This window comes from Bariatricus sp. HCP28S3_F11 (assembly GCF_052065395.1).
Taxonomy (GTDB): domain Bacteria; phylum Bacillota; class Clostridia; order Lachnospirales; family Lachnospiraceae; genus Allocoprococcus.
Map to the genome: position 1 here is coordinate 1 of NZ_JBQHUC010000011.1, position 20,787 is coordinate 20,787.

18 protein-coding genes and 3 pseudogenes are annotated in these 20,787 nt (G+C 44.9%); 17 read left to right on the forward strand and 4 right to left on the reverse strand.

Annotation, left to right across the window (positions count from 1 at the left end; all coding sequences use genetic code 11):
- Positions 1 to 331 precede the first annotated feature (331 nt).
- The 5 genes from ACTNBR_RS07105 to ACTNBR_RS07125 all read left to right on the forward strand — a co-directional run bounded on the left by ACTNBR_RS07105 (position 332) and on the right by ACTNBR_RS07125 (position 7,542).
- A complete protein-coding gene (locus ACTNBR_RS07105; RefSeq protein ID WP_427808738.1) occupies positions 332 to 712 on the forward strand; it encodes a diacylglycerol kinase family protein in 381 nt (126 codons plus the stop codon).
- Positions 713 to 748: 36 nt separating this feature from the next.
- Complete coding sequence (locus ACTNBR_RS07110; RefSeq protein ID WP_441017389.1) at positions 749 to 1,150, forward strand: phasin family protein; 402 nt, start codon at positions 749 to 751, stop codon at positions 1,148 to 1,150.
- Entirely contained in the window at positions 1,143 to 2,735 is a 1,593-nt protein-coding gene (locus ACTNBR_RS07115) for an ABC1 kinase family protein (RefSeq protein WP_427820799.1), read from the forward strand. The genes ACTNBR_RS07110 and ACTNBR_RS07115 overlap by 8 nt, the downstream gene beginning before the upstream one ends.
- 230 nt (positions 2,736 to 2,965) lie before the next feature.
- Positions 2,966 to 5,050 (forward strand): efflux RND transporter permease subunit, encoded by a 2,085-nt coding sequence (locus ACTNBR_RS07120; protein WP_441017387.1) that lies wholly within the window; start codon positions 2,966 to 2,968, stop codon positions 5,048 to 5,050.
- A gap of 5 nt (positions 5,051 to 5,055) precedes the next feature.
- Positions 5,056 to 7,542 (forward strand): hypothetical protein, encoded by a 2,487-nt coding sequence (locus ACTNBR_RS07125; RefSeq protein WP_441017384.1) that lies wholly within the window; start codon positions 5,056 to 5,058, stop codon positions 7,540 to 7,542.
- 99 nt (positions 7,543 to 7,641) lie between these two features.
- Here the strand turns inward: ACTNBR_RS07125 and ACTNBR_RS07130 are convergent, their stop codons facing one another.
- A complete protein-coding gene (locus ACTNBR_RS07130) occupies positions 7,642 to 7,800 on the reverse strand; it encodes a hypothetical protein (protein WP_441017381.1) in 159 nt (52 codons plus the stop codon).
- Between the two features lie 305 nt (positions 7,801 to 8,105).
- Here ACTNBR_RS07130 and ACTNBR_RS07135 point away from each other — a divergent pair, with 305 nt between their 5' ends.
- The 6 genes and pseudogenes from ACTNBR_RS07135 (at position 8,106) to ACTNBR_RS07160 (ending at position 11,868) form a co-directional block, all read left to right on the forward strand.
- Positions 8,106 to 8,918 carry an MBL fold metallo-hydrolase gene (locus ACTNBR_RS07135; RefSeq protein ID WP_441017378.1) on the forward strand — a complete coding sequence of 271 codons (813 nt, stop codon included), beginning with the start codon at positions 8,106 to 8,108 and terminating at the stop codon, positions 8,916 to 8,918.
- A 54-nt stretch (positions 8,919 to 8,972) separates the two neighbouring features.
- Positions 8,973 to 9,612 (forward strand): annotated as a pseudogene (locus ACTNBR_RS07140) (ADP-ribosylglycohydrolase family protein).
- 68 nt (positions 9,613 to 9,680) lie between these two features.
- Entirely contained in the window at positions 9,681 to 9,803 is a 123-nt protein-coding gene (locus tag ACTNBR_RS07145) for a hypothetical protein (protein ID WP_427820795.1), read from the forward strand.
- A gap of 191 nt (positions 9,804 to 9,994) precedes the next feature.
- Positions 9,995 to 10,414 (forward strand): DUF3658 domain-containing protein, encoded by a 420-nt coding sequence (locus ACTNBR_RS07150; protein WP_441017375.1) that lies wholly within the window; start codon positions 9,995 to 9,997, stop codon positions 10,412 to 10,414.
- A 33-nt stretch (positions 10,415 to 10,447) separates the two neighbouring features.
- Entirely contained in the window at positions 10,448 to 10,606 is a 159-nt protein-coding gene (locus ACTNBR_RS07155) for a hypothetical protein (protein ID WP_427808729.1), read from the forward strand.
- 14 nt (positions 10,607 to 10,620) lie between these two features.
- Positions 10,621 to 11,868 carry an AGE family epimerase/isomerase gene (locus tag ACTNBR_RS07160; protein ID WP_427808728.1) on the forward strand — a complete coding sequence of 416 codons (1,248 nt, stop codon included), beginning with the start codon at positions 10,621 to 10,623 and terminating at the stop codon, positions 11,866 to 11,868.
- Positions 11,869 to 11,923: 55 nt separating this feature from the next.
- On the opposite strand, the gene ACTNBR_RS07165 is transcribed toward ACTNBR_RS07160, so the two are convergent.
- Positions 11,924 to 12,814, reverse strand: a complete 891-nt coding sequence (locus ACTNBR_RS07165) for a LysR family transcriptional regulator (RefSeq protein ID WP_441017370.1) — start codon at positions 12,812 to 12,814, stop codon at positions 11,924 to 11,926.
- A gap of 261 nt (positions 12,815 to 13,075) precedes the next feature.
- On the opposite strand from ACTNBR_RS07165, the pseudogene ACTNBR_RS07170 reads away from it, so the two are divergent.
- From ACTNBR_RS07170 to ACTNBR_RS07190, 5 genes and pseudogenes are all read left to right on the forward strand, one after another.
- Positions 13,076 to 14,107, forward strand: a pseudogene (locus tag ACTNBR_RS07170) (SLC13 family permease).
- A gap of 42 nt (positions 14,108 to 14,149) precedes the next feature.
- Positions 14,150 to 15,019 carry a L(+)-tartrate dehydratase subunit alpha gene (gene ttdA, locus ACTNBR_RS07175; RefSeq protein ID WP_441017367.1) on the forward strand — a complete coding sequence of 290 codons (870 nt, stop codon included), beginning with the start codon at positions 14,150 to 14,152 and terminating at the stop codon, positions 15,017 to 15,019.
- Positions 14,941 to 15,474 (forward strand): annotated as a pseudogene (ttdB, locus tag ACTNBR_RS07180) (L(+)-tartrate dehydratase subunit beta); the annotation flags it as partial. The gene ttdA and the pseudogene ttdB, both read left to right, overlap by 79 nt.
- A gap of 299 nt (positions 15,475 to 15,773) precedes the next feature.
- Positions 15,774 to 17,159: an amino acid permease gene (locus tag ACTNBR_RS07185; protein ID WP_441017364.1), complete on the forward strand. Its 1,386-nt coding sequence runs from the start codon at positions 15,774 to 15,776 to the stop codon at positions 17,157 to 17,159.
- Between the two features lie 32 nt (positions 17,160 to 17,191).
- The gene (locus tag ACTNBR_RS07190) at positions 17,192 to 18,505 is read left to right on the forward strand and encodes a M18 family aminopeptidase (protein WP_441017361.1); all 1,314 of its coding nucleotides are present in this window, start codon (positions 17,192 to 17,194) and stop codon (positions 18,503 to 18,505) included.
- A 142-nt stretch (positions 18,506 to 18,647) separates the two neighbouring features.
- Here ACTNBR_RS07190 and ACTNBR_RS07195 read toward each other — a convergent pair whose 3' ends face one another.
- Entirely contained in the window at positions 18,648 to 18,866 is a 219-nt protein-coding gene (locus tag ACTNBR_RS07195; protein ID WP_427819254.1) for a hypothetical protein, read from the reverse strand.
- A gap of 90 nt (positions 18,867 to 18,956) precedes the next feature.
- Positions 18,957 to 19,559 carry a transposase gene (locus ACTNBR_RS07200; protein ID WP_441042690.1) on the reverse strand — a complete coding sequence of 201 codons (603 nt, stop codon included), beginning with the start codon at positions 19,557 to 19,559 and terminating at the stop codon, positions 18,957 to 18,959.
- 147 nt (positions 19,560 to 19,706) lie between these two features.
- Here ACTNBR_RS07200 and cysK point away from each other — a divergent pair, with 147 nt between their 5' ends.
- Positions 19,707 to 20,639 carry a cysteine synthase A gene (gene cysK, locus ACTNBR_RS07205; RefSeq protein ID WP_427820818.1) on the forward strand — a complete coding sequence of 311 codons (933 nt, stop codon included), beginning with the start codon at positions 19,707 to 19,709 and terminating at the stop codon, positions 20,637 to 20,639.
- Positions 20,640 to 20,787: the final 148 nt, after the last annotated feature.

Here is a 20,787-nt window from a genome sequence, read left to right on the forward strand (position 1 = left end):
GGATGTGAATGCAGCGATCAATATCCGTGAAGAAGGAAAAAGAATTTTATGCGCATAACTGCGCCTGAAATATGCCCGTAACCGGGCAGAAAAGAACCGCGGGGCACGCGGGGATAGCTTATTGATACTTAGCCCTATCGGGTTATTGAGTAAGAAGCCCCTACTTCAAAGCTTTAGGGCTTAAGTAGTGGGAGCATGTCACATTGCTATGCACTCGGCAGAAAAAGAATACAAAAATCAGAAGCTGTTTTGTAAAAAATGGTCAAAAATACTGGTCAGTATGTATAAAGTTTGTTACAATAGTAACAGAATGTGAGGCAAGGTGATGTAAATGACCGTTAAGAAGAAAGATCCGCTGAAGAAAAGCTTTGGATATGCATTTGAGGGAATCATGACTTGCATAAAGAAAGAGCGGAATATGAAAATCCACTGTGTTTTTACGGCGCTGGTAGTTCTGGCCGGAATCATTCTGGGAATTTCGGCGACAGAGTGGTGTATCTGCCTGACGCTGTTTGGTCTTGTGATGGCACTGGAACTGGTCAATACTTCGGTGGAAGCAGTGGTTGATCTGGTTACGGAAGAAAGAAAGCCACTGGCAAAGATTGCGAAGGATACGGCGGCGGGCGCTGTTCTGATTGCGGCGATCATGGCTGCGATTGCAGGAGGGATTATTTTTGTGCCGAAGGGACTTGCGTTTCTTGGCATCATTTAACATAGCCGGTGAGGACGGCGGGAAAGGAGAAAAAAGATGGGAAAATTAGGAGAAGGATTAAAGAAGGTTATGCTTGCAGGAGTAGGCGGAGCAGCGATCACTGCTGAGAAATCTGTTGAGATTCTGGATGAGCTGGCTAAAAAGGGCGAGGAAACCGTAGAGCGCGGCAAAGTGATGAATCAGGAGCTTAAGTATAATCTTAAGAAGACGGTGAAGGAAAATATGAATGTTTCGGTGAAGGCTTCGACACCGGAGGAGCTGGATGAGCTTCTTGAAAAGATGACACCGGAGCAGTTGGCACAGCTGAAGGAACGGATCCAGATTATGGAAGGAGACGAGAAGGAAGAAGCGTGTCAGGAGGAAGCATGTGAGTGCGAAAAAGATTCTCCGGAAGAGCCGCAGGAGACGAAAGAAGAGTGCGGAGAACTGAATGAATAGCGAAAGCCGGAATTCGGAGTCAGGCGGATACGGCTCCAGATTAAAAGAGATGACGGCGGTTCTGAAAAAACATGGAATCACCAGAGGAGTTACACCGGAGAAACTGCGGCTGATTCTGGAAGACCTGGGACCGACTTACATCAAACTGGGACAGATTATGTCACTGCATTCGGACATTCTTCCGAAAAAGTATTGTGAGGAACTGATCCATTTACACTCGGAAGTGACACCGATGCTTTTTGAACAGGTGAAAGAGGTCATTGAAGAAGCTTATGGCTTCGGATGGGACGAAGTATTTGCGGACATAGAAGAGGAGCCGCTTGGTTCGGCTTCCATTGCGCAGGTACACAGGGCGGTTTTAAAAAGCGGAGAGCAGGTGGTCGTGAAGGTCCAGCGTAAGGGAATCTACGAGATCATGGCAAGAGATATCGGCCTTCTGCACAAAGCAGTGAAGCTGGTGCCGTCGGCAACGTTGAAAGATATGGTGGATCTGGATATGGTGCTGGACGAGCTGTGGATGGTCGCGCAGGAAGAGATGAATTTCCTTGCGGAGGCGGCCAATATGGAGGAGTTCGCGAAAAAGAATCAGGAAATTGTATTCGTGGAGACGCCACGGCTCTATCGTGAGTACACGACGTCGCATGTTCTGGTAATGGAATATATTGATGGATTTGCCGTTGATGATAAGAAAAACCTGCTTGAAAATGGGTATGATCTGAATGAAATTGGGACGAAACTGGTGGATCATTACATCAAACAGGTCATGGAAGACGGATATTTTCATGCCGACCCGCATCCGGGCAACGTTCGGATCCGAAAGGGCAAGATCGTCTGGATCGATATGGGCATGATGGGACGACTCACGGAAAGGGACCGGGAACTGATCGGAAACGCAATTCAGGGCGTTGCTTTCAACGATATCGGAATGATCCAGGAAGCCGTGCTGGCACTCGGTGATTTTCGGGGAAAACCGGATCAGAGCCGGCTTTATGACGATATTACGAATCTGATGGCGAAGTACGGAACGGCTGAGATGGGCGAAATCGATGTGGCAGAATTGATGCAGGAGTTGATGGAGGTCATGAAGGAGAATCGGATTTCCATGCCTCATGGACTTACAATGCTTGCGAGAGGACTTACCAATATGGAAGGAGTCCTGGCAGAGATCTGCCCGGAGCTCAATATGGTAGAAATTGCGGCGGCGCGTATCAAGGGCAGTTTCTTCGAGAGCGACAGGTGGAAAAAAGAGTTAAAATCAGATGGAAAGCGACTGTATCGCTCACTGAATAAAGCATTTGATATTCCATCTCTGTTGGCGGATATCCTGCAGGGGCATATGAAGGGGCAGACCAAAGTCAATCTGGAACTCCATGTGTCGAAAGATCTGGCATGGCTGCTTCGGAGACTGATCAGAAATATTGTTATGGGACTTTGGGTGATGGCACTTTTGATCAGTTCCAGTATTATCTGTACGACGAATATGCGGCCGAAATTGTGGGGGATCCCGGCAGTCGGAGTTCTGGGATATCTGCTGGCATTTGTAATTGTGATGTATATATTTATTAAGCATTTTATTTCGAAGTGACCGGGTGACAAGTTCATAGTCAAGTAGCAGAAGAGGACGGGGCCATAGTCGCAACCAAAAAGCGGAGCTCAGGATTGAGTTCCTTTTTTGGTTGAGTAACTATGGCCACGTCCTCTCGGTTACCCTCCTCAAAAATGACCATTTTTCAATTTTTTATAAAATATTAATTGACTATTGGTCATTTTGTGCTATATTATATGTTGCATTTGAAAAAAGAGGAGATGAATTCAATGATTAAGGTGGGCAAATGGATTGCAAAGCATCGGGTTTTGATGCTTTTGATCGGTTTTCTGCTGGTTATCCCGTCGGTGATCGGGATAGCGAACACAAGAGTAAATTATGATCTGTTAAGTTACCTTCCGGAGCATCTGGAGACGGTGAAAGGCCAGGACATTATGGTGGATGAATACGGCATGGGTGCATTCTCCATGGTCGTGGTTGAGAATATGGAGATGAAGGATATACAGGCACTGGAAGATAAGTTCAGTGAAGTGCCGCATGTCAAAGATGTGCTCTGGTACGATGATGTGGCGGATATCAGTCTTCCTGTGGAAATGATTCCGAAGGATCTGCGAGAAGCCTTTTTTAAAGGGAATGCAACGATGATGCTGGTGCTTTTTGACGATACGACATCATCGGACAATTCAATGGAAGCGGTAGAGGAAATGCGTAAGATCGCAGATGAGCAATGCTTCATCAGTGGGATGACAGGTGTCGTCGCGGATATTAAAAATCTTGCACTGAAAGAACTTCCAATCTATGTGGTGATTGCAGCGCTCTTAAGCCTTCTGGTTCTGGAGCTGACGTCCGGATCTTTCGTGGTTCCGGTTCTATTTCTGATCAGTATCGGGCTCGCGATTCTCTACAATCTGGGAAGTAATATTTTCCTGGGAGAGACTTCTTATATTACGAAGGCGCTGACGGCTGTGCTGCAGCTTGGAGTTACGATGGACTATTCAATCTTCCTTCTGAATAGTTATGAAGAGAATAAGAGACGTTTCCCGGGAGAGAAAGAACGGGCCATGGGTCATGCGATCGCCAATACGTTCAAATCCGTAGCAGGAAGTTCGGTAACAACGATTGCCGGATTTATCGCTCTTTGCGTCATGACATTTGCACTCGGAAGAGATCTTGGAATCGTTATGGCGAAGGGCGTTCTGATTGGAGTGATCTGTTGTGTTACGATCCTTCCGTCGCTGGTTTTGGTATTTGATAAAGCGATCGAGAAGACACAGCACCGGCATTTGCTGAACAATATGGATCGGCCTTCCACATTTATCACAAAACATTATAAGGCGTGGATCCTCATTTTCCTGGTTCTTTTGTTCCCGGCAATTTACGGAAACAATCATACGGAGATTTATTATAATATTGCAGAGTCCCTTCCGGACACGCTGGACAGTAATGTTGCAAATGCAACGCTGAAAGAGGATTTTGACATGAGCAACATTCACATGGTGCTGATGGATAAGAATATGGACAGTTTGGATAAACAGAAGATGTTTGACCAGATCGATCAGGTGGAAGGGGTGAAATGGACGATCAGTAAGAATTCATTGATCGGGCCGTCTGTGCCGGATTCTATGATACCGAGTGATATTAAGAGTATGCTGCAGAGCGACGACTATGAGATCGCTTTTATCTGTTCTGAGTATGAGTCGGCGACGGATCAGGTAAATGAACAGATCGCGCAGATCGATCAAATTGTGAAATTGTATGATACAACCGGAATGGTTATCGGAGAGGCACCGCTTATGAAGGACCTTCAGGATGTCACCGATACCGATCTGATTCGGGTAAATGCGCTCTCGATCATTGCGATATTTATCATCATCATGATCGTGTTCAAATCCATTTCCCTTCCAATCATTCTGGTGGCCGTTATCGAATTTGCTATTATGGTAAATATGGCGATTCCTTATTATCAGGGAACGAGCCTTCCGTTTGTGGCGAGTATCGTGATCGGTGCGATCCAATTGGGAGCGACTGTGGATTATGCGATCCTGATGACGACCCGTTATCAGAAGGAGCGGCAGCGTGGCAAGGATAAAATGGAGGCAATCAGCATTGCACACAAAATCAGTATGCCGTCTATTATCAGCAGCGGACTGAGTTTCTTTGCGGCAACGTTCGGAGTGGCATGCTACTCTCAGGTAGAAATGATCGGTTCCATCTGTACGCTGCTCGCGCGGGGGGCCATTATCAGTATGATCGTAGTCATTCTGGTACTTCCGGCCATGTTTATGATATTTGACAAAGTAATATGCAAGACTTCCATCGGATTTCTTGGTAAAAATAAAGCAGAAAGGGCGTAGAAATCATGAATAGAAACAGTAAAATCAAACGGAAACTTACAGCTTCTCTCGCAGTGGGAATGTCGGTGATGATGAGTGCAGTTCCGGTTCTTGCGGCAGATCAGGAAGTAGTATATAAAGATGAGACAGTGTATGTAAATACGGATGCATTGGGGAATACGGATGCGATTACGGTATCCAACTGGCTGAAAAATTCCGGAAGCATTTCCGGAAATCTGACCGATCAAAGTACCCTGCAGAATATCAAAAACATTAAAGGAGAAGAGACGTTTCAGGAGGGAAATGGTAAGCTGGTATGGAATACGGACGGAAAAGATATTTACTATCAGGGAACGACCGATCAGGAGCTTCCGGTTTCTGTAAAGCTTACGTATTATCTGGACGGAAAAGAAATAAAGCCCGATGAGCTGAAGGGAAAGAGCGGACATCTGACGATTCAGGTGGATTATGAGAATCGTGAGAAAAAAACGGTGGATGTGGATGGAACGAAAGAAGAGGTCTATACACCGTTTGTTATGATGACAGGAATGATCCTTTCAAATGATACGTTTAACAACGTCACGATCGATAACGGGAAAATTATTTCCGATGGAAACAGGAGCATTGTTCTGGGGTTTGGAATGCCTGGCTTAAGGGAGAGTCTGGATCTGGATGAGAAGAAGGATGCAGGGGCGCAGCTTACCATACCGGAAAGCCTGAAGATTGAAGCAGATGTTACTGATTTTTCGATGTCTGCTACATTTACCATAGCACTTTCTGATCTTCTGGATGATATGGATCTGAACGATATCGCAGACTTCGATGAGCTGCAGGATTCTCTGGATGAGCTGGAAGATGCGGCGTTGGAACTGGTCAGCGGGTCCGGAGCGCTTTCGGATGGAGCCACATCGCTTGCGGATGGTGTAAATAGTTACACGGAAGGGGCTGATGAACTGAACGATGCGATTCAGATGTATCTTGGCAAAAACGGAACGTTAAGCGGAAGCGTGACTGAGTATGTGGATGGAGTCGATCAAGTGGTCAAAGGGGTACAGGATTACACAGCCGGAGCAACCGCGCTGGCGGACGGTGTGACTTCTTATGTGGCAGGAGAGCAGCAGCTTGCAGCCGGAGCAACCCAGCTTTCAGAGCTTGGAAACGGGCTGCAGATGGTACAGTCTGCGATTCAAAAATTGAGTCTTGCGACGGATGGAGAAGGGGACTCGGCAGAGGATATCAAAGCCGCGGCCAAAGAACTGGCGGCTGGAACGGCTGCACTGAAAGAAGCTCTTGGAACGAAAGAAGTTCAGATGCTTCTGGGAACGGTAGATTCTATGGTGAAGACCGGGAATGAAATGATTGATGCGACAGGACAAATGGAGTCGGAACTGAAGGAAGGTGTTGCGGCTCCGGTGCAGAACATCGCAGTCACGCTGCAGCAGATGCAGAGCCGGCTGGCAACGATCAATCAGCAGCTTGCCGGCCTTCAGAGAGAATGCCAGAAAGAGGCAGACAGCCTGAATCAAAAGATCAATGCCTATAATCAGACGGTCAATCAGGCAAAGAAGGCGGCAGCAGACAGTAAAAGTCAGATGAATGCTTCGATTCAGACACTACAAGAGCAGCTAAATCGTACAACAGATGAAACTGCGAGAGCAGAACTGGAAGCTTCGATTCAGGCGTTACAGAAAGCTCAGAATGTGGCAGATGGAATCAATCAGCTTTCCACAATGGAAAAAGCCAGCATAGAAATCCCGACCATTGATACAACTGCATTCCAGGGATGGCTTGTTTCCCTTTCAGAAAACATGAAGACGTTTTCTGATACGGCTGAAAATCTGAAGGTACAGCTTGCAGAAATGGGAGAGAGATTGAGCGAGATCCAGAAGGTAAAAGAAAGTCTTCCATCTGATTCTATCCAGGAACTGACGACAAAGATCGACATGCTGGATGGCGGAATGCAGAGACTGAATGCTGCGATCGGAGGAGAAGGCGGATTATCCGAAAGTCTTGCTTCGTTAAATGCGGCGACAGCAGAACAGTTCCCGAAAGCAATCAGCGGTATCCATGCATTGAATGATGGATTTGAAACACTTGGCGAGTACAATGCTTCTCTCCTCGAAGGGGCAGCGAAGCTGAAAGCCGGAAGTGAGTCACTGGTTACTGGCATCGGTACCTTACAGAGTGGAACCAATCAGCTTGCAAGCGGCCTGAATACACTTGGCACACAGATGTCAGCAGGATCAGCAAAACTCACATCAAACAGTGAGGCTCTTCGGAGCGGGGCATCTGAGCTTCAGTCAGGAGCAGCCGAGCTGGCAGAGGGAATGCGCAAGTTTGACAGAGAAGGTACCAGTAAGCTGAAGAATACCGTGGAAGAGGAACTTGGCGATATCCTTGACAGACTGGATGCGTTGATGTCGGATGACTGTGCATATCAGACATTCAGCGGAAAAGACAGCTCGATGGACGGAAATGTAAAATTCGTGATCGAGACGGAGGCAATAGAATAGGACAGTATATTCTGTTGTGAAGAAATACCGGGTACACAGCCCTGCTCTGGCGGTGGCTGTGTACCCGGTATTTTCGCTGTATTTTTAATCTGATGTGGATTACTTTTGTGATTTGGCCAATTCTGATTCTAAAAGTGCAATGGATTTTTTGAGGGAATCAATGGTATCAAAAGCTTCTTCCAGTTTTTGGGTTGCCGTATTGAACTCTTGTATTGTGGCATCGCGTTCCTGCTTTGCAACATCACGTTCCAGCTTCATTTTATTCAGCTCTCTTTTCGCACGTTCCCGCTCTTTCTTTTTCTTTTTTTGCTGTTTTCGTGTTACATTCGGGTTTTACATTGGAAGATTGCTCCATTTGTGAATACACCGATTATCCATAACAGATAAAGGAAATGGAAGTCTCAGAATGAAACTTCCGAAGTAGAAGGGTTATAGTATAGTGTTATGGAAAATGCGACAGTTGTGTTCCATGAAAAGAGTATATAGAAATATGTACACTGTTCTTTTTCCTGATTTTTTGGTACAATATTTTCAAATTCGAAAGGTAATAAGGTGTTATTATTATGAAAGCGACTGTGTTAGTTGATAATATTTCATGTAATGAACTGGCCGGTGAGTGGGGATTAAGTATCTACATTGAATACGGAGATAAGAAGATCTTGCTGGATACCGGCGCGTCAGAACTTTTTCTGGAAAATGCTGAGAAAATGGGAGTATCCATAAAAGAGGTTGACTATGCCGTACTTTCGCACGCGCACTATGATCACTCGAATGGGATGAAAGCATTTTTTGAAAATAATGATAAATCAAAATTTTATCTGCAAGAAGGGGTAGCCGAAAACTGTTATTTCAAAAAATGGATTTTCCACAAATATATTGGTCTGCCCAGGAATATCCTGACTGACTATAAAGACAGAATTGTATATGTGAAGGAAGATTATGAGCTTTGTAAAGGGGTATATCTGATTTCCCATAAGACAGAGGGACTGAGACAGCTTGGTAAAAGGGAAAAGATGTATCAGAAGAAGCCGGATGGATGGCAGCCGGATGATTTTTCACATGAACAGAGTCTTGTGTTTGACACGGATAAGGGGCTGGTGATCTTTAACAGCTGTTCTCATGGCGGGGCTGCAAATATCATCCGTGAGGTAGCGGATACATTTGCCGGAAAGAAGGTGTATGGCCTGATCGGAGGATTTCATTTGTACAATAAATCCGAAGAGGAAATACGGACCTTAGCTGGGAAAATAAAAGAAACCGGTATTGCCTATGTATGCACGGGTCACTGCACGAAAGATAAAGCTTACGGAATTCTCAAAGAGGAACTTGGCGGGATGCTGCATCAGCTGCATGTGAATCTAATCATGGAATTCTGAGTCCATTGATGAATGTACAGGAAGAACGAAAGGAAATAGATGGATAAGAATGAGTTGAGAAATAAAGTGGCAGGAGCTTTATATGGGATGGCTCTTGGTGATGCTATGGGAATGCCGGCAGAATTATGGGGACGAAAAAAGGCCCGGGATTTCTTTGGGAAAAAGATTGAAGGATTAATGGATGGTCCTGCAGAAAATGAAGTGGCGTGCAACTATAAAAGAGGTCAGTTCGGCGATTGTGAATGATGATTTTGAAAAGATAATCGGTGATATTCTGGCTATTGAAGAATTTGGATATAACAAAGGAAGCGAGACATTCAGCGCAAGGCTGAAAGAACGAACAAAAATTACGCTGGAAATTGCAAGACAGGAATACGAAGATGAGGAGCAGTTTGCAAAGCGGATCTATGATGTGATCGGAACCGGTGTGGGAATCATCGAATCCGTACCTGCGGCAATTGCAGCCGCATATTATGCGCAGGATCCGAACCGGTGCTCCCTGTTGTGTGCCAATATGGGTGGGGATACAGATACCATCGGCGCAATGGCGACTGCAATCTGCGGTGCATTTACCGGAGCAGATGCGATTAAGAAAGAATATATAAAAGTACTAAAGGAACAGAACGATGTAGATTTTGAATATTATATTGAAATTTTGTTGAAGGGAAGGGGATGTTTGTCTTGGGGACATTGATTTGTCCCCAGTAAAGGATAATGAATAGCAATGAAATAAAATGGGACAAACTTTTGCGGATTCATACTATGGGAAGAGATGATTCGAATGCGGATCAGTATCGCTACCCATATGAACCTACGCCTTATTCAGTATTGGAGCGGCTGGCAAATACCGGACTGATCCGAAAGGGAAATACGCTTTTGGATTAAGGATGTGGAAAGGGGCGTGTGGACTTTTTCCTTTCCTATCAGACACGATGCCGGTCTATAGGTATTGAATACGACGAACGAATTTATAGGAAGGCAATGGAGAACAAAGAAACGTCCCTATAGGAGGTATGATATGATAGAAATTGTATTCAGCGAAAGTGCGGAGGGTTCCCTCAAGGTGGCGCAAAGCTATGGGAGAGGGAAATATCCCGGTGGAGCTTTCAGCGGAAGAGTGGAATCGGTATCTTCCTCTGCAGCAGAAGGCCACGGACATCTTTGTAAAAATGTGTGCGGAAGAATGGAGAGAGCTGAAGGAAGAGAATGCTCCGCTGCGAGCTGTGATTAACGGAAGGTTAATGAGCGTTGCGGAAACGTTATATGACAGATATATTGAGCTGGAAATTACAAAAGCACCGCAGGAATTTTATGAGGCGAGAGTGATCGGGGATGTCATGGGTAAATACCGGCTTGCGATCAGTGATGTCTGGATACATGGGCGAATCGAGCAGATGATGGAAGCCGGAATACTGGAGGTGGCAGAAGAGGCCGGACCGGATATGCCGGTATACAGAAGGAAACTCAGGAAAAGAAAGCAAAATCAGGAGGAATAGAGATAGAGTAAAGAACAGAAATTTTGGAAGAGTATGGCGCTCGCCATCATTCCGATATGCATGTTTTTGTTAAGTGGGATTACGTTAAGACATGTGCTTCTGGTCGTGAGTGCCGTTGTATTTGGAATCGGGCATATCTACAATATTGACAGAAAAAGTATTGATGATATAACGATGGTAGATTGCTATTAAGGAGAAATAAAGTAATGGAAAAAAAGTATCAAATTGACACAGTGGAAAACAAAAAGTTTATGAACGAAATCCGAGATAATCTGTTTGATTTTGGATATCGTTTTCCGTCTCCTGAGGGGAGTGCATATTATTTAGGGGATGACGGAACTCCGTGGAAGGAGCGAAACAGGGAAACATGGATTACCTGCCGTATGGCACATGTTTACAGTTTGGGGACCTTACTTGGACATGCGGGGAGTGAAGCATTGGTCGATGAAGCACTTCGGGGAATTCGTGGTGAACTCCATGATGTGAAAAACGGGGGATGGTATGCAGGGGTTACTGCGGATGGAATAGCTCTGCCCAGTAAGCAGTGTTATGCACATGCATTTGTCATTCTCGCCGCGACATCTGGAATTCTTGCCGGGCGGGCCGGAGCAGAAGAATTGTTGGATGAGGCATTGAAACTCTACGATCTAAGGTTCTGGAATGAAGAGGAAGGGCTTTCCTGTGATACGTGGAATACAGAATTTACAGTTTTAGATAATTATCGGGGATTAAATGCCAATATGCATACGGTGGAAGCGTTCCTGGCGGTAGCGGATGCAGTGGGAAAAGAAGAATATCGAGCGAGAGCAGGACGTATTATTGATCATGTTATCAGCTGGGCGTCTGTAAATAACTGGAGGATACCGGAACATTTTACAAAAGAATGGGAAGCAGATCTGGAGTGCAATAAGGAACAGCCGGCAGATCAGTTTAAACCATATGGGGCGACACCGGGGCATGGAATTGAATGGGCAAGACTGATTACACAGTGGGCACTTTCTACATACAAAAATGACAGAGAGTCCGCATGGACATATATAGAGGCGGCAGAAAAGCTGTTTCACCGGGCTGTTCAGGATGCGTGGAATGCGGATGGGGCACTCGGAATCGTTTATACGACAGACTGGAATGGAGAACCGGTAGTACATGACAGAATGCACTGGACGCTGGCAGAAGCAATCAATACATCTGCAGTGCTTTATCATGTGACGAAAAAGCAGGAATATGCCAAGAAGTATGCAGAATTTATGCAGTATCTGGATGAGGACGTGTTGGATCATGTGAACGGATCGTGGTTCCATCAGATGGATCGGAACAATAAGGTGATTGGTACAGTATGGCCGGGAAAATCCGATCTTTATCATGCGGTACAGGCAACATTGATTCCATATTATGTACCGGATGTGTCTATTGCACAGGCGGTGAAAAAATCTTTAGAGTTAAGCGAACTATAGAAAAAATGGAAGTAATCAGGGAAAGCGAACTGATGATTACTTCCATTTTCCATTCTTAAGACGGCGTGAAAAGTTCAGGATTCATTTCCTGTACAAAAGCAATATATTTTTCCACACTGTCGTTCACATATTTCCCTTTTTTCCACACCAACCCAATCTCCTGGCGGATAGCCGGGGCAACAGGGATACCGATCAGTCCCGGCAGATTTTTCATCAAAGAAGAATAGAGGAATGCTCCGCCCAGATGGTTGCTGATAAAGTTCTGAATCGTATAGAGCTGGCTGGCGTGCATGATCACGTTCGGTTTAATTCCGGCACCTTCGAATCGGGAATATAAAGTCGTATTTAAAACGGAGTCCGTATTATACAGGATCAGGTTTTCGTCTTTCAGCATTTCCAGAGAGACTTCTTTCTCCTTTGCCAGAGAATGTTCCGAGGACACACAGAATACGATCCTGTCGGACAGGAGCTGGTAGGAATTCAGCTTATCGATCTCATAAAAATTCATATTTACAAGTGCAAGGTCCAGTGTCTCGTCAAATACCATGTTGGCAGCCCGGATTGAGCCATATTCGAACAGCTCAACAGGAATAGAAGGATATTCTTTTTGAAAAGAGATCAGCATGTCCGGATAGAAGACCGTACTGAGAAGAGGCGGGATTCCGATTCGGATCGGGCTCACCTGCCTGCCGAGGTCGTAGAGTTCCGAGGAGGTCTGATTGATGGTATCAAGCAGTTTGCTCGCTTTTTGATAGAAGATTTCGCCCTCTTTGGTTAGAGACATATGGTTCTTGGTTCGCGCAAACAGGCTGATAGAGAATTCCTTTTCCAATTCTTTGATTGCGTTTGAAATGGCGGGCTGGGTAACGTAAAGCTTCTGAGCAGCCTGCGTAATACTGTGATAGCGGCATACGGCGCAAAAGTATTCTAACTGGATGATCTTCATGTTTTTTCCCTTTTCTGAAATTTTTTCGGGAAGCATTTTTAAGCAGAATCGATAAAAACAGAGCTGCTTTTTCTTTGGATTATACCATATCACAAGTAAAAATGCACAAAAATCCGCTCCACATTAAGCTTTTTTTATGGAGTTATAAGTATTCGTAAATGTACAAGCCGAAAATAATTTCCTATAATGAAATCGTAACAAGAAGTAATAAGAACGGCCGTCATATTACTCGATAAATGAATAAGGATTGGGGGAAAGCAAATGAGTCCATCTACAATTACGTTACTTTTTCTCCTGTTTGCAGTCGTAATGTTCGTGCTGGAAAAGATTCCGCTGGGTGTTACTTCGATGATCGTCTGTATCGGACTGGTCGTGACAGGAGTGCTGGATGTCAAAACAGCTTTTGCGGGATTTATTGACAGCAATGTTATTTTATTTGTGGCAATGTTCATCGTCGGCGGTGCATTATTTGAGACCGGAATGGCAAATAAGATCGGTGGAATTGTAACAAAATTTGCAAAGACGGAGCGTATGCTGATCGTTGCGATCATGGTGATCGTGGGATTCCCGATTCTGATCGTAGGCATTCTTTTCTATGCGACGATTGGGTATAAGCTTCTGCCGAGTCATGAAGTGGCAGATGACGGCGCATTTGATACACAAAAGGATTTCGGCGATGTGCCGGTATGGAAACAGTGGTTGTCACTTATCATTCTGGTGCTCACGCTTCTGGCTATGATCTTTGAAGATAAGATCGGAATCAAGCTTTGTATATCCGGAGGAATCGGAGCGCTGCTTCTGATCCTTACCGGAGTAATTTCAGAAAAAGATGCGCTGAAATCGATCGACCTGAAGACGATCTTCCTGTTTGGAGGAACCCTTTCTCTGGCATCGGCTCTGAAAAGTACAGGCGCAGGAGAAATGATCGCAGGCAAAGTAATCGGAGCACTGGGCGAGAATCCGTCACCTTAAATTTTAACACTGGTCGTATTCCTGCTCTGCTGTATCATGACGAACTTTATGTCCAATACGGCGACGACGGCACTGATGGTTCCGATCTGCCTCTCCATTGCCCAGGGGATGGGAGCGGATCCGAGAGCCGTGCTGATGGCATGTGTGATCGGAGGATCCTGTGCATATGCGACACCGATCGGAATGCCGGCAAATACCATGGTGGTGGGAGCCGGAGGATATAAATTTATGGATTATGTGAAATCAGGTTTCCCGCTGATCATCATTGCAACGGTTGTAAGTATGATCATTCTTCCGATTGCATTTCCATTCTTCCCATAAGAGAAGAAAGACTGAATTCAAATTTATAAGGAGTGAAAAAACATGGATAAAAAACAACAGGTAGAGCAGCTTACTACTTATATGGCAAATTTTGTGTCCTACATCGGTAAAGTGCTGCCGGATGATATTATTGCAAAGCTGGATGAACTTGCCGAGAAGGAAGACAGTCCGCTTTCGAAGGTCATTTACCAGACTATGAAAAAGAATCAGGTATTGGCAAAAGAACTGAACAGGCCGAGCTGCCAGGATACAGGTGTCCTGCAGTTCTGGGTAAAATGCGGAACCGCATTTCCGCTGATTGGAGAACTGGAAGCATTATTAAAAGAAGCTGTTGTGAAAGCAACGTTTGAAGCACCGCTTCGTCATAACAGTGTAGAGACATTCGACGAATACAATACCGGCAAAAATGTGGGAAAAGGAACGCCGACAGTATTCTGGGATATTGTTCCGGACAGCGATCAGTGTGAAATCTATGCCTACATGGCAGGAGGCGGATGTACCCTTCCGGGAAAAGCCATGGTTCTGATGCCGGGTGCAGGTTATGAGGGAGTCACCAAATTTGTTATGGATGTCATGACATCCTACGGACTCAATGCATGTCCGCCGCTTCTGGTGGGCGTAGGTGTTGCGACTTCTGTGGAAACCGCGGCGCTTCTTTCCAAGAAAGCATTGATGCGTCCACTTGGAAGCCACAATGAAAACGAACGTGCGGCATCCATGGAAAAACTGTTGGAAGACGGTATCAATGCGATTGGTCTCGGACCACAGGGCATGGGCGGAAAATATTCTGTTATGGGCGTTCACATTGAAAATACTGCAAGACATCCGTCCGCAATCGGAGTTGCTGTCAATGCAGAGACGTTGCACACAGAAGACTGGTGGAAGCCGGAAGAGAACTTCCGGTTGATGTGAGAAACGCAGCCATTTTCCATGCAGGACCGATCATCCGTCCTCTGGAAAACGACAAATTCGAGATGGTATCCGTCGGGCCAACTACCAGTATGCGTATGGAAAAATTCGAGAAAGAATTCGTGGAAAAGACCGGTGTGAAGGTCATCATCGGAAAAGGCGGCATGGGACCGAATACCGAATACGCCTGCAAGAATTACAAAGCGATCCACTGTGTATTTCCTGCCGGAAATGCGGTAGTCGCGGCGACGGAAGTAGAAGAAATTGTGGATGCACAGTGGCGTGATCTGGGAATGCCGGAGACCTTATGGCACTGCCGCGTCAAAGAATTTGGGCCGCTCATCGTGTCTATCGACACAGAAGGACGCAACCTGTTTGAAGAGAATAAAGTTATCTTCAACGAAAGAAAAGATAAAGCAATTGAAGAAATCTGCAAACATGTCAGCTTTATCAAATAATTTATGAAATCATATTAATACCAAATTTTTGCCTCTAAAGACCATACAACGAGCAAACTGCCATGCTTGTTGTATGGTCTTTTTATACTATTGTTTGCATTAACAAGAAGCATGAAAGAATTTATATATTTGACACTTTGGTGGTCATTTTGTATAATATCATATTAGGACAGCGGTATATTTTGTGAGTATTAACGGAAGTTGGGGTGACGAAAGCAAAATAAACGTTGTAAAAAAACAAAAGAGAGGTTTGACTTTTGTCGGATAAGAAGAAAATCACGTGGTAGGCCCTGGCATTCATGGCCTTTTCCACAGTATGGGGATTTGGAAATGTAACGAATGGATTCGTGTATTTTAACGGAATCCAGGTAACTTTGAGCTGGATCCTGATGTTTGCGCTGTATTTTGTTCCATATGCGCTGATGGTAGGAGAACTGGGTTCAGCATTTAAAAATGAAGGCGGCGGTGTAAGTTCATGGCTGAATAAGACAATGGGGGCTAAGGTTGCTTATTATGCCGGATTTACATATTGGGCATGCCACATAACTTATATTGCAAGTAAAGGAAGCGGAAGTCTGAAGGCTCTGTCCTGGGCGATTTTCCGTAATGCGGAGACCTATGATTCTCTGCCGACACTGGGTGTACAGCTTGCGACACTTGCTGTATTCCTTCTGGGATGCTTTATTGCGAGCCGTGGACTTAATCCGCTGAAGAAGCTGCTTACGCTGGCGGGGACGACCATGTTTGTGATGTCACTGCTTTACATCGTGATGATGTTCGCAGCACCGGCGATCAATCCGGGAGCCACATTTGTATCCATGGATCTGAGCATGAAGAGCCTGATTCCGAACTTTAATGTGGCTTATTTCACATCCCTTTCCATTCTGGTATTTGCAGTAGGCGGATGTGAAAAAATTTCACCGTACGTTAATAAAGTGGAGAATCCGAGCAAAGGATTTCCGAAGGGAATGATTTCACTGGCGATTATGGTTGTTGTATGTGCGATTCTTGGTACCTTCGCAATGGGAATGATGTTTGACCCGGCTGTGATCAATGAGAGTACAGAATCCTTCAATTCATATGCGGCAAACGGTTCTTACTGGGCATTCCAGAAGCTGGGAGAGTACTGGCATGTGGGGGATTTCTTCCTGATCATTTATGCAATCTGTAATCTGATCAGCCAGTTCGCTATTCTGGTACTGAGCATTGACGCACCACTGCGTATGCTGCTTGATAATGAAGATACACGCCAGTTTATACCTTCCAAACTTCAGAAGAAGAATAAATATGGCGTATATAGCAATGGTATTCTCCTTGTTGCGATCCTGTCCGGAGCGATCATACTGATTCAGTCCGTTGTACCGGGAGCTGCTGCGGTACTTCAGCAGCTGACAAAACTGAATTCCGTATGTATGCCGCTGCGTTATTTATGGGTATTTGTTGCTTACCTTGCTCTGCGTAAGGCGTATGACAAGATTCCGGCGGAATACCGTTTCGTAAAGAATCAGGGCGTTGCCAAATTCTTCGGGGGATGGTGTTTCCTGATTACTGCAGCAAGCTGTATTCTGGGAATGTACTCCGATGATCTGTTTACATTTGCCTTAAATGTAATAACACCGGTCATTCTGACGGCACTCGGACTGATCATGCCGCAGATTGCAAAAAGAGAACAGAAAAAAGCATAAACAATAAGATAGAATATTGGAGGAAGTCGAATATGTATAAGAAAACAGCAGAAGATATGGTATCTTTTATCAAGAACAGTCCTACCGCATTCCATGCAGTGGATTCTATGAAGAAAATTCTGAATGAGGAAGGATATCAGGAGCTTCCTGAAGGAAAGCGCTGGGAGATCAGTCTGGGAGGAAAATATTATGTCACCCGGAACGATTCCAGTCTGATCGCGCTGAAAATCGGAACGGATCTGGAGAACTACAGCTTCAACATAGCGGCTTCCCACAGTGATTCGCCTACATTTAAAATCAAGGAAAACGAAGAACTGGAAGTCCGCGGAAAATATACCCAGCTGAATACAGAGGGGTATGGCGGGATGCTCTGTGCACCCTGGTTTGACCGTCCGCTTTCCGTTGCCGGAAGAGCAGTGGTAAAAGAAGGAGACAGCTTTGTGACCAGGCTCGTTAAAGTGGACCGGGATCTGGTGATGATTCCGAATGTGGCTATCCACATGAATCGAAAAATCAATGAGGGATTTGAATATAATAAACAGGTTGACATGCTGCCGCTTTTTGGCGGCGGCGAATGTCAAAAGGGCGATTTCAAAAAGCTGATCGCAGAAGAACTGAATGTAGGAGAGAATGATATTTACGGGATGGATCTTTATCTTTATAACCGTATGGAGCCGTCCATCTGGGGAGCGAAGGAAGAGTTCGTTTCCTGCCCGCAGCTCGATGATCTGCAATGCGCCTATACTTCTCTGCAGGGGTTCTTAAAAGGTGCAAATGAGAAATCAATCAATGTATTCGCCTGCTTCGATAACGAAGAAGTGGGTTCCGGAACCAAGCAGGGCGCCGGCTCGACATTTTTATTTGATGTTCTCCACCGGCTCAACCGTGGACTTGGCAAAGATGAGGATGCATTTTACTGCGCATTGGCTTCCAGCTTTATGCTGAGCTGTGATAATGCGCATGCCGTTCATCCGAACCATCCGGAGAAAACGGATACAGGTAATTGCGTTTATATGAATGAAGGAATCGTGGTCAAATCCCACGCCGGACAGAAATATACGAGTGATGCAGTCAGTATTGCGGTGTTTAAAGGAATCTGTGAAAAGGCCGGAGTTCCGGTACAGTTTTTTGCAAACCGCTCGGATATGGCGGGAGGAAGCACACTTGGCAATATTGCGATGGCTCAGGTATCCATGAACAGTGTGGATATCGGATTGCCGCAGCTTTCCATGCATTCTCCGTATGAGACAGCGGGAATCAAGGACAGTTATTATATGATTCAGGCAACGGAGGAATTCTTTAACAGTCATATCGAAGCACAGGAAAATGGTGTTTTGGTTGAATAGGGGACGTTTCTTTTGCCACGATGCTGGGGTCAAAAGCCCTGGCATCGAACGTCCCTTTTTTACTTTTTGTTGCTATTTATAAGTTTCTACCGTAGTTTTCGGTATATTTGGTGTCGATTGTAACTATACCCTTCCCATATTCTTATGCCAATAGAGGATTTTCTGCATAGTTCGAAGACCCTTTCACATAGTGAAAGAGTTTTCTAAAATTCAACGCTGCGATTTTACTTCCGAAGAAGAACCTTCCTCTTTGTTTTCCACGTGGAAGCTTTTCCAGATGATAGTTTCTTCGAAGAATTGAGGGAATCGTTTCTACTCCGTTTCGTATCCTGCGATACAGATTATATGTTTCACTAGACATTCTCTCCTCTAGTGCGAGGCGAATCAGGCTCTTTTTCTAGGTGTGTTTCCTGCCGGACACTTTATCACTTTTGTTTTTTCTTCGTCCATTTCAAATCCGGAAACGTCTCGCCGATTCTTTTTGGCTGTCAATGCAGTAGGAAGTAGTTCGATGTTCTTTTATAAACTGTGAGTCTGAATGGATATTGGATTCATACTCATAGCTGGTTACAACAGAACCATTTTTCCCAACAGTTTCCTCTACATTAGTCACATAGCCGCGATATTCTTTCCCTGCTTTCCTTCGGTATGTAGCCTCAGGATCAGTTGGATTTAACAGCATGGTTGAATTAATCATCAAGGAGTCCATTCGACGAATCTTGCCATCAAGCTCCATCATTTTGGCGATTTCTTTATTATAGTTTTGGATGGCAGCTTTGTATAAATCAACTCCGTGAGTTTGTTCATAATCATAACATCTACGGCGAAAACGGCTCAGTGTTTTATCACTCAGAGGCTGTTTAGGAAAGCTTGTAGTATGGAGTGCATACTGTAAACGTAAATCAAGCATAAGGCCTTCAACCAACTCATCGTCAGAGTAATCAAACAATTCTTTGATGATGCATGCTCCGATGATTACGTTAACAGGAGTGTTTGGCCGTGAAGCTTTATCACTATATAAAACAGCAAAAGGTTTTTCATCAATAGTAGTTATTTAATTAGTTGGAAATACCTTTTGACCCCAGCATCGTGGCAAAAGAAACGTCCCTAAAAAACACTTGACATATTCAAAAAGTAGGGATATAATTTAAAACATATTAAACATAGTTGATTAATAGGTTATGAAAGTGAGGGACGAGTTATGGCAAAGATTTATAAAGGAACACTTGGACTTATCGGGAACACTCCATTGGTGGAAGTAGCGAATGTAGAAAAAGAACTGGGGCTCGAAGCAACGCTTCTGGTGAAACTGGAATATTTTAACCCGGCAGGAAGCGTAAAGGACAGAATCGCAAAGGCAATGATTGAAGATGCCGAAGCGAAAGGCGAGTTAAAGGAAGGTTCTGTGATCATCGAACCTACATCAGGAAATACCGGAATCGGTCTTGCCTCTATTGCAGCGGCCAAAGGCTATCGTATTATTCTGACCATGCCGGAAACCATGAGTGTGGAGCGGAGAAATATTTTAAAGGCTTATGGAGCAGAATTGGTATTGACAGACGGTACAAAGGGAATGAAGGGTGCGATTGCAAAAGCAGAAGAACTGGCTAAGGAAATTCCGGGAAGCTTTATTCCTGGACAGTTTGTGAATCCTGCGAACCCAGCAATCCATAAAGCGACGACCGGACCGGAGGTATGGAATGATACAGACGGAAAAGTGGATTTCTTTGTGGCAGGGGTAGGAACTGGTGGAACATTGACCGGAACAGGTGAGTATCTGAAAGAACAGAATCCGGACGTAAAGATCGTGGCAGTTGAACCGGCAGGTTCTCCGGTACTATCAGAGGGTAAAGGCGGCCCGCATAAGATTCAGGGAATTGGCGCAGGCTTTGTTCCGGAAGTGTTGAATACAAAGATTTACGATGAGATTATTAAGGTGGAAAATGAGGATGCGTTTGCAGAGGCAAAACTGCTTGCGAAGAAGGAAGGCGTACTGGTCGGAATCTCATCCGGTGCGGCACTGCATGCGGCGATCGAACTGGCAAGACGTCCGGAGAATAAGGGTAAGACGATTGTGGCACTTCTGCCGGATACCGGTGACAGATATTATTCTACACCGTTATTTACGGAATAGTTGTGGAAAGCGGCGGATTTTTCCGCCACTTCTTTTGGGATTGATATTGTAAATAGAATCGACGGAACAGGCGTATTATCGCCAGATCCATCGATTTTATTTTGCTTTAGAAAACATGAAACCTATTTACACAGTAGGCAATTGATGA

Coding starts and splice junctions, on each gene's coding strand:
- ACTNBR_RS07105 (WP_427808738.1), top strand. CDS start 332: ATGACCGTTAAGAAGAAAGATCCGCTGAAGAAAAGCTTTGGATATGCA.
- ACTNBR_RS07110 (WP_441017389.1), top strand. CDS start 749: ATGGGAAAATTAGGAGAAGGATTAAAGAAGGTTATGCTTGCAGGAGTA.
- ACTNBR_RS07115 (WP_427820799.1), top strand. CDS start 1,143: ATGAATAGCGAAAGCCGGAATTCGGAGTCAGGCGGATACGGCTCCAGA.
- ACTNBR_RS07120 (WP_441017387.1), top strand. CDS start 2,966: ATGATTAAGGTGGGCAAATGGATTGCAAAGCATCGGGTTTTGATGCTT.
- ACTNBR_RS07125 (WP_441017384.1), top strand. CDS start 5,056: ATGAATAGAAACAGTAAAATCAAACGGAAACTTACAGCTTCTCTCGCA.
- ACTNBR_RS07130 (WP_441017381.1), bottom strand. CDS start 7,800: ATGAAGCTGGAACGTGATGTTGCAAAGCAGGAACGCGATGCCACAATA.
- ACTNBR_RS07135 (WP_441017378.1), top strand. CDS start 8,106: ATGAAAGCGACTGTGTTAGTTGATAATATTTCATGTAATGAACTGGCC.
- ACTNBR_RS07145 (WP_427820795.1), top strand. CDS start 9,681: ATGGGAAGAGATGATTCGAATGCGGATCAGTATCGCTACCCATATGAA.
- ACTNBR_RS07150 (WP_441017375.1), top strand. CDS start 9,995: ATGGGAGAGGGAAATATCCCGGTGGAGCTTTCAGCGGAAGAGTGGAAT.
- ACTNBR_RS07155 (WP_427808729.1), top strand. CDS start 10,448: ATGGCGCTCGCCATCATTCCGATATGCATGTTTTTGTTAAGTGGGATT.
- ACTNBR_RS07160 (WP_427808728.1), top strand. CDS start 10,621: ATGGAAAAAAAGTATCAAATTGACACAGTGGAAAACAAAAAGTTTATG.
- ACTNBR_RS07165 (WP_441017370.1), bottom strand. CDS start 12,814: ATGAAGATCATCCAGTTAGAATACTTTTGCGCCGTATGCCGCTATCAC.
- ttdA (WP_441017367.1), top strand. CDS start 14,150: ATGGATAAAAAACAACAGGTAGAGCAGCTTACTACTTATATGGCAAAT.
- ACTNBR_RS07185 (WP_441017364.1), top strand. CDS start 15,774: ATGGCCTTTTCCACAGTATGGGGATTTGGAAATGTAACGAATGGATTC.
- ACTNBR_RS07190 (WP_441017361.1), top strand. CDS start 17,192: ATGTATAAGAAAACAGCAGAAGATATGGTATCTTTTATCAAGAACAGT.
- ACTNBR_RS07195 (WP_427819254.1), bottom strand. CDS start 18,866: ATGTCTAGTGAAACATATAATCTGTATCGCAGGATACGAAACGGAGTA.
- cysK (WP_427820818.1), top strand. CDS start 19,707: ATGGCAAAGATTTATAAAGGAACACTTGGACTTATCGGGAACACTCCA.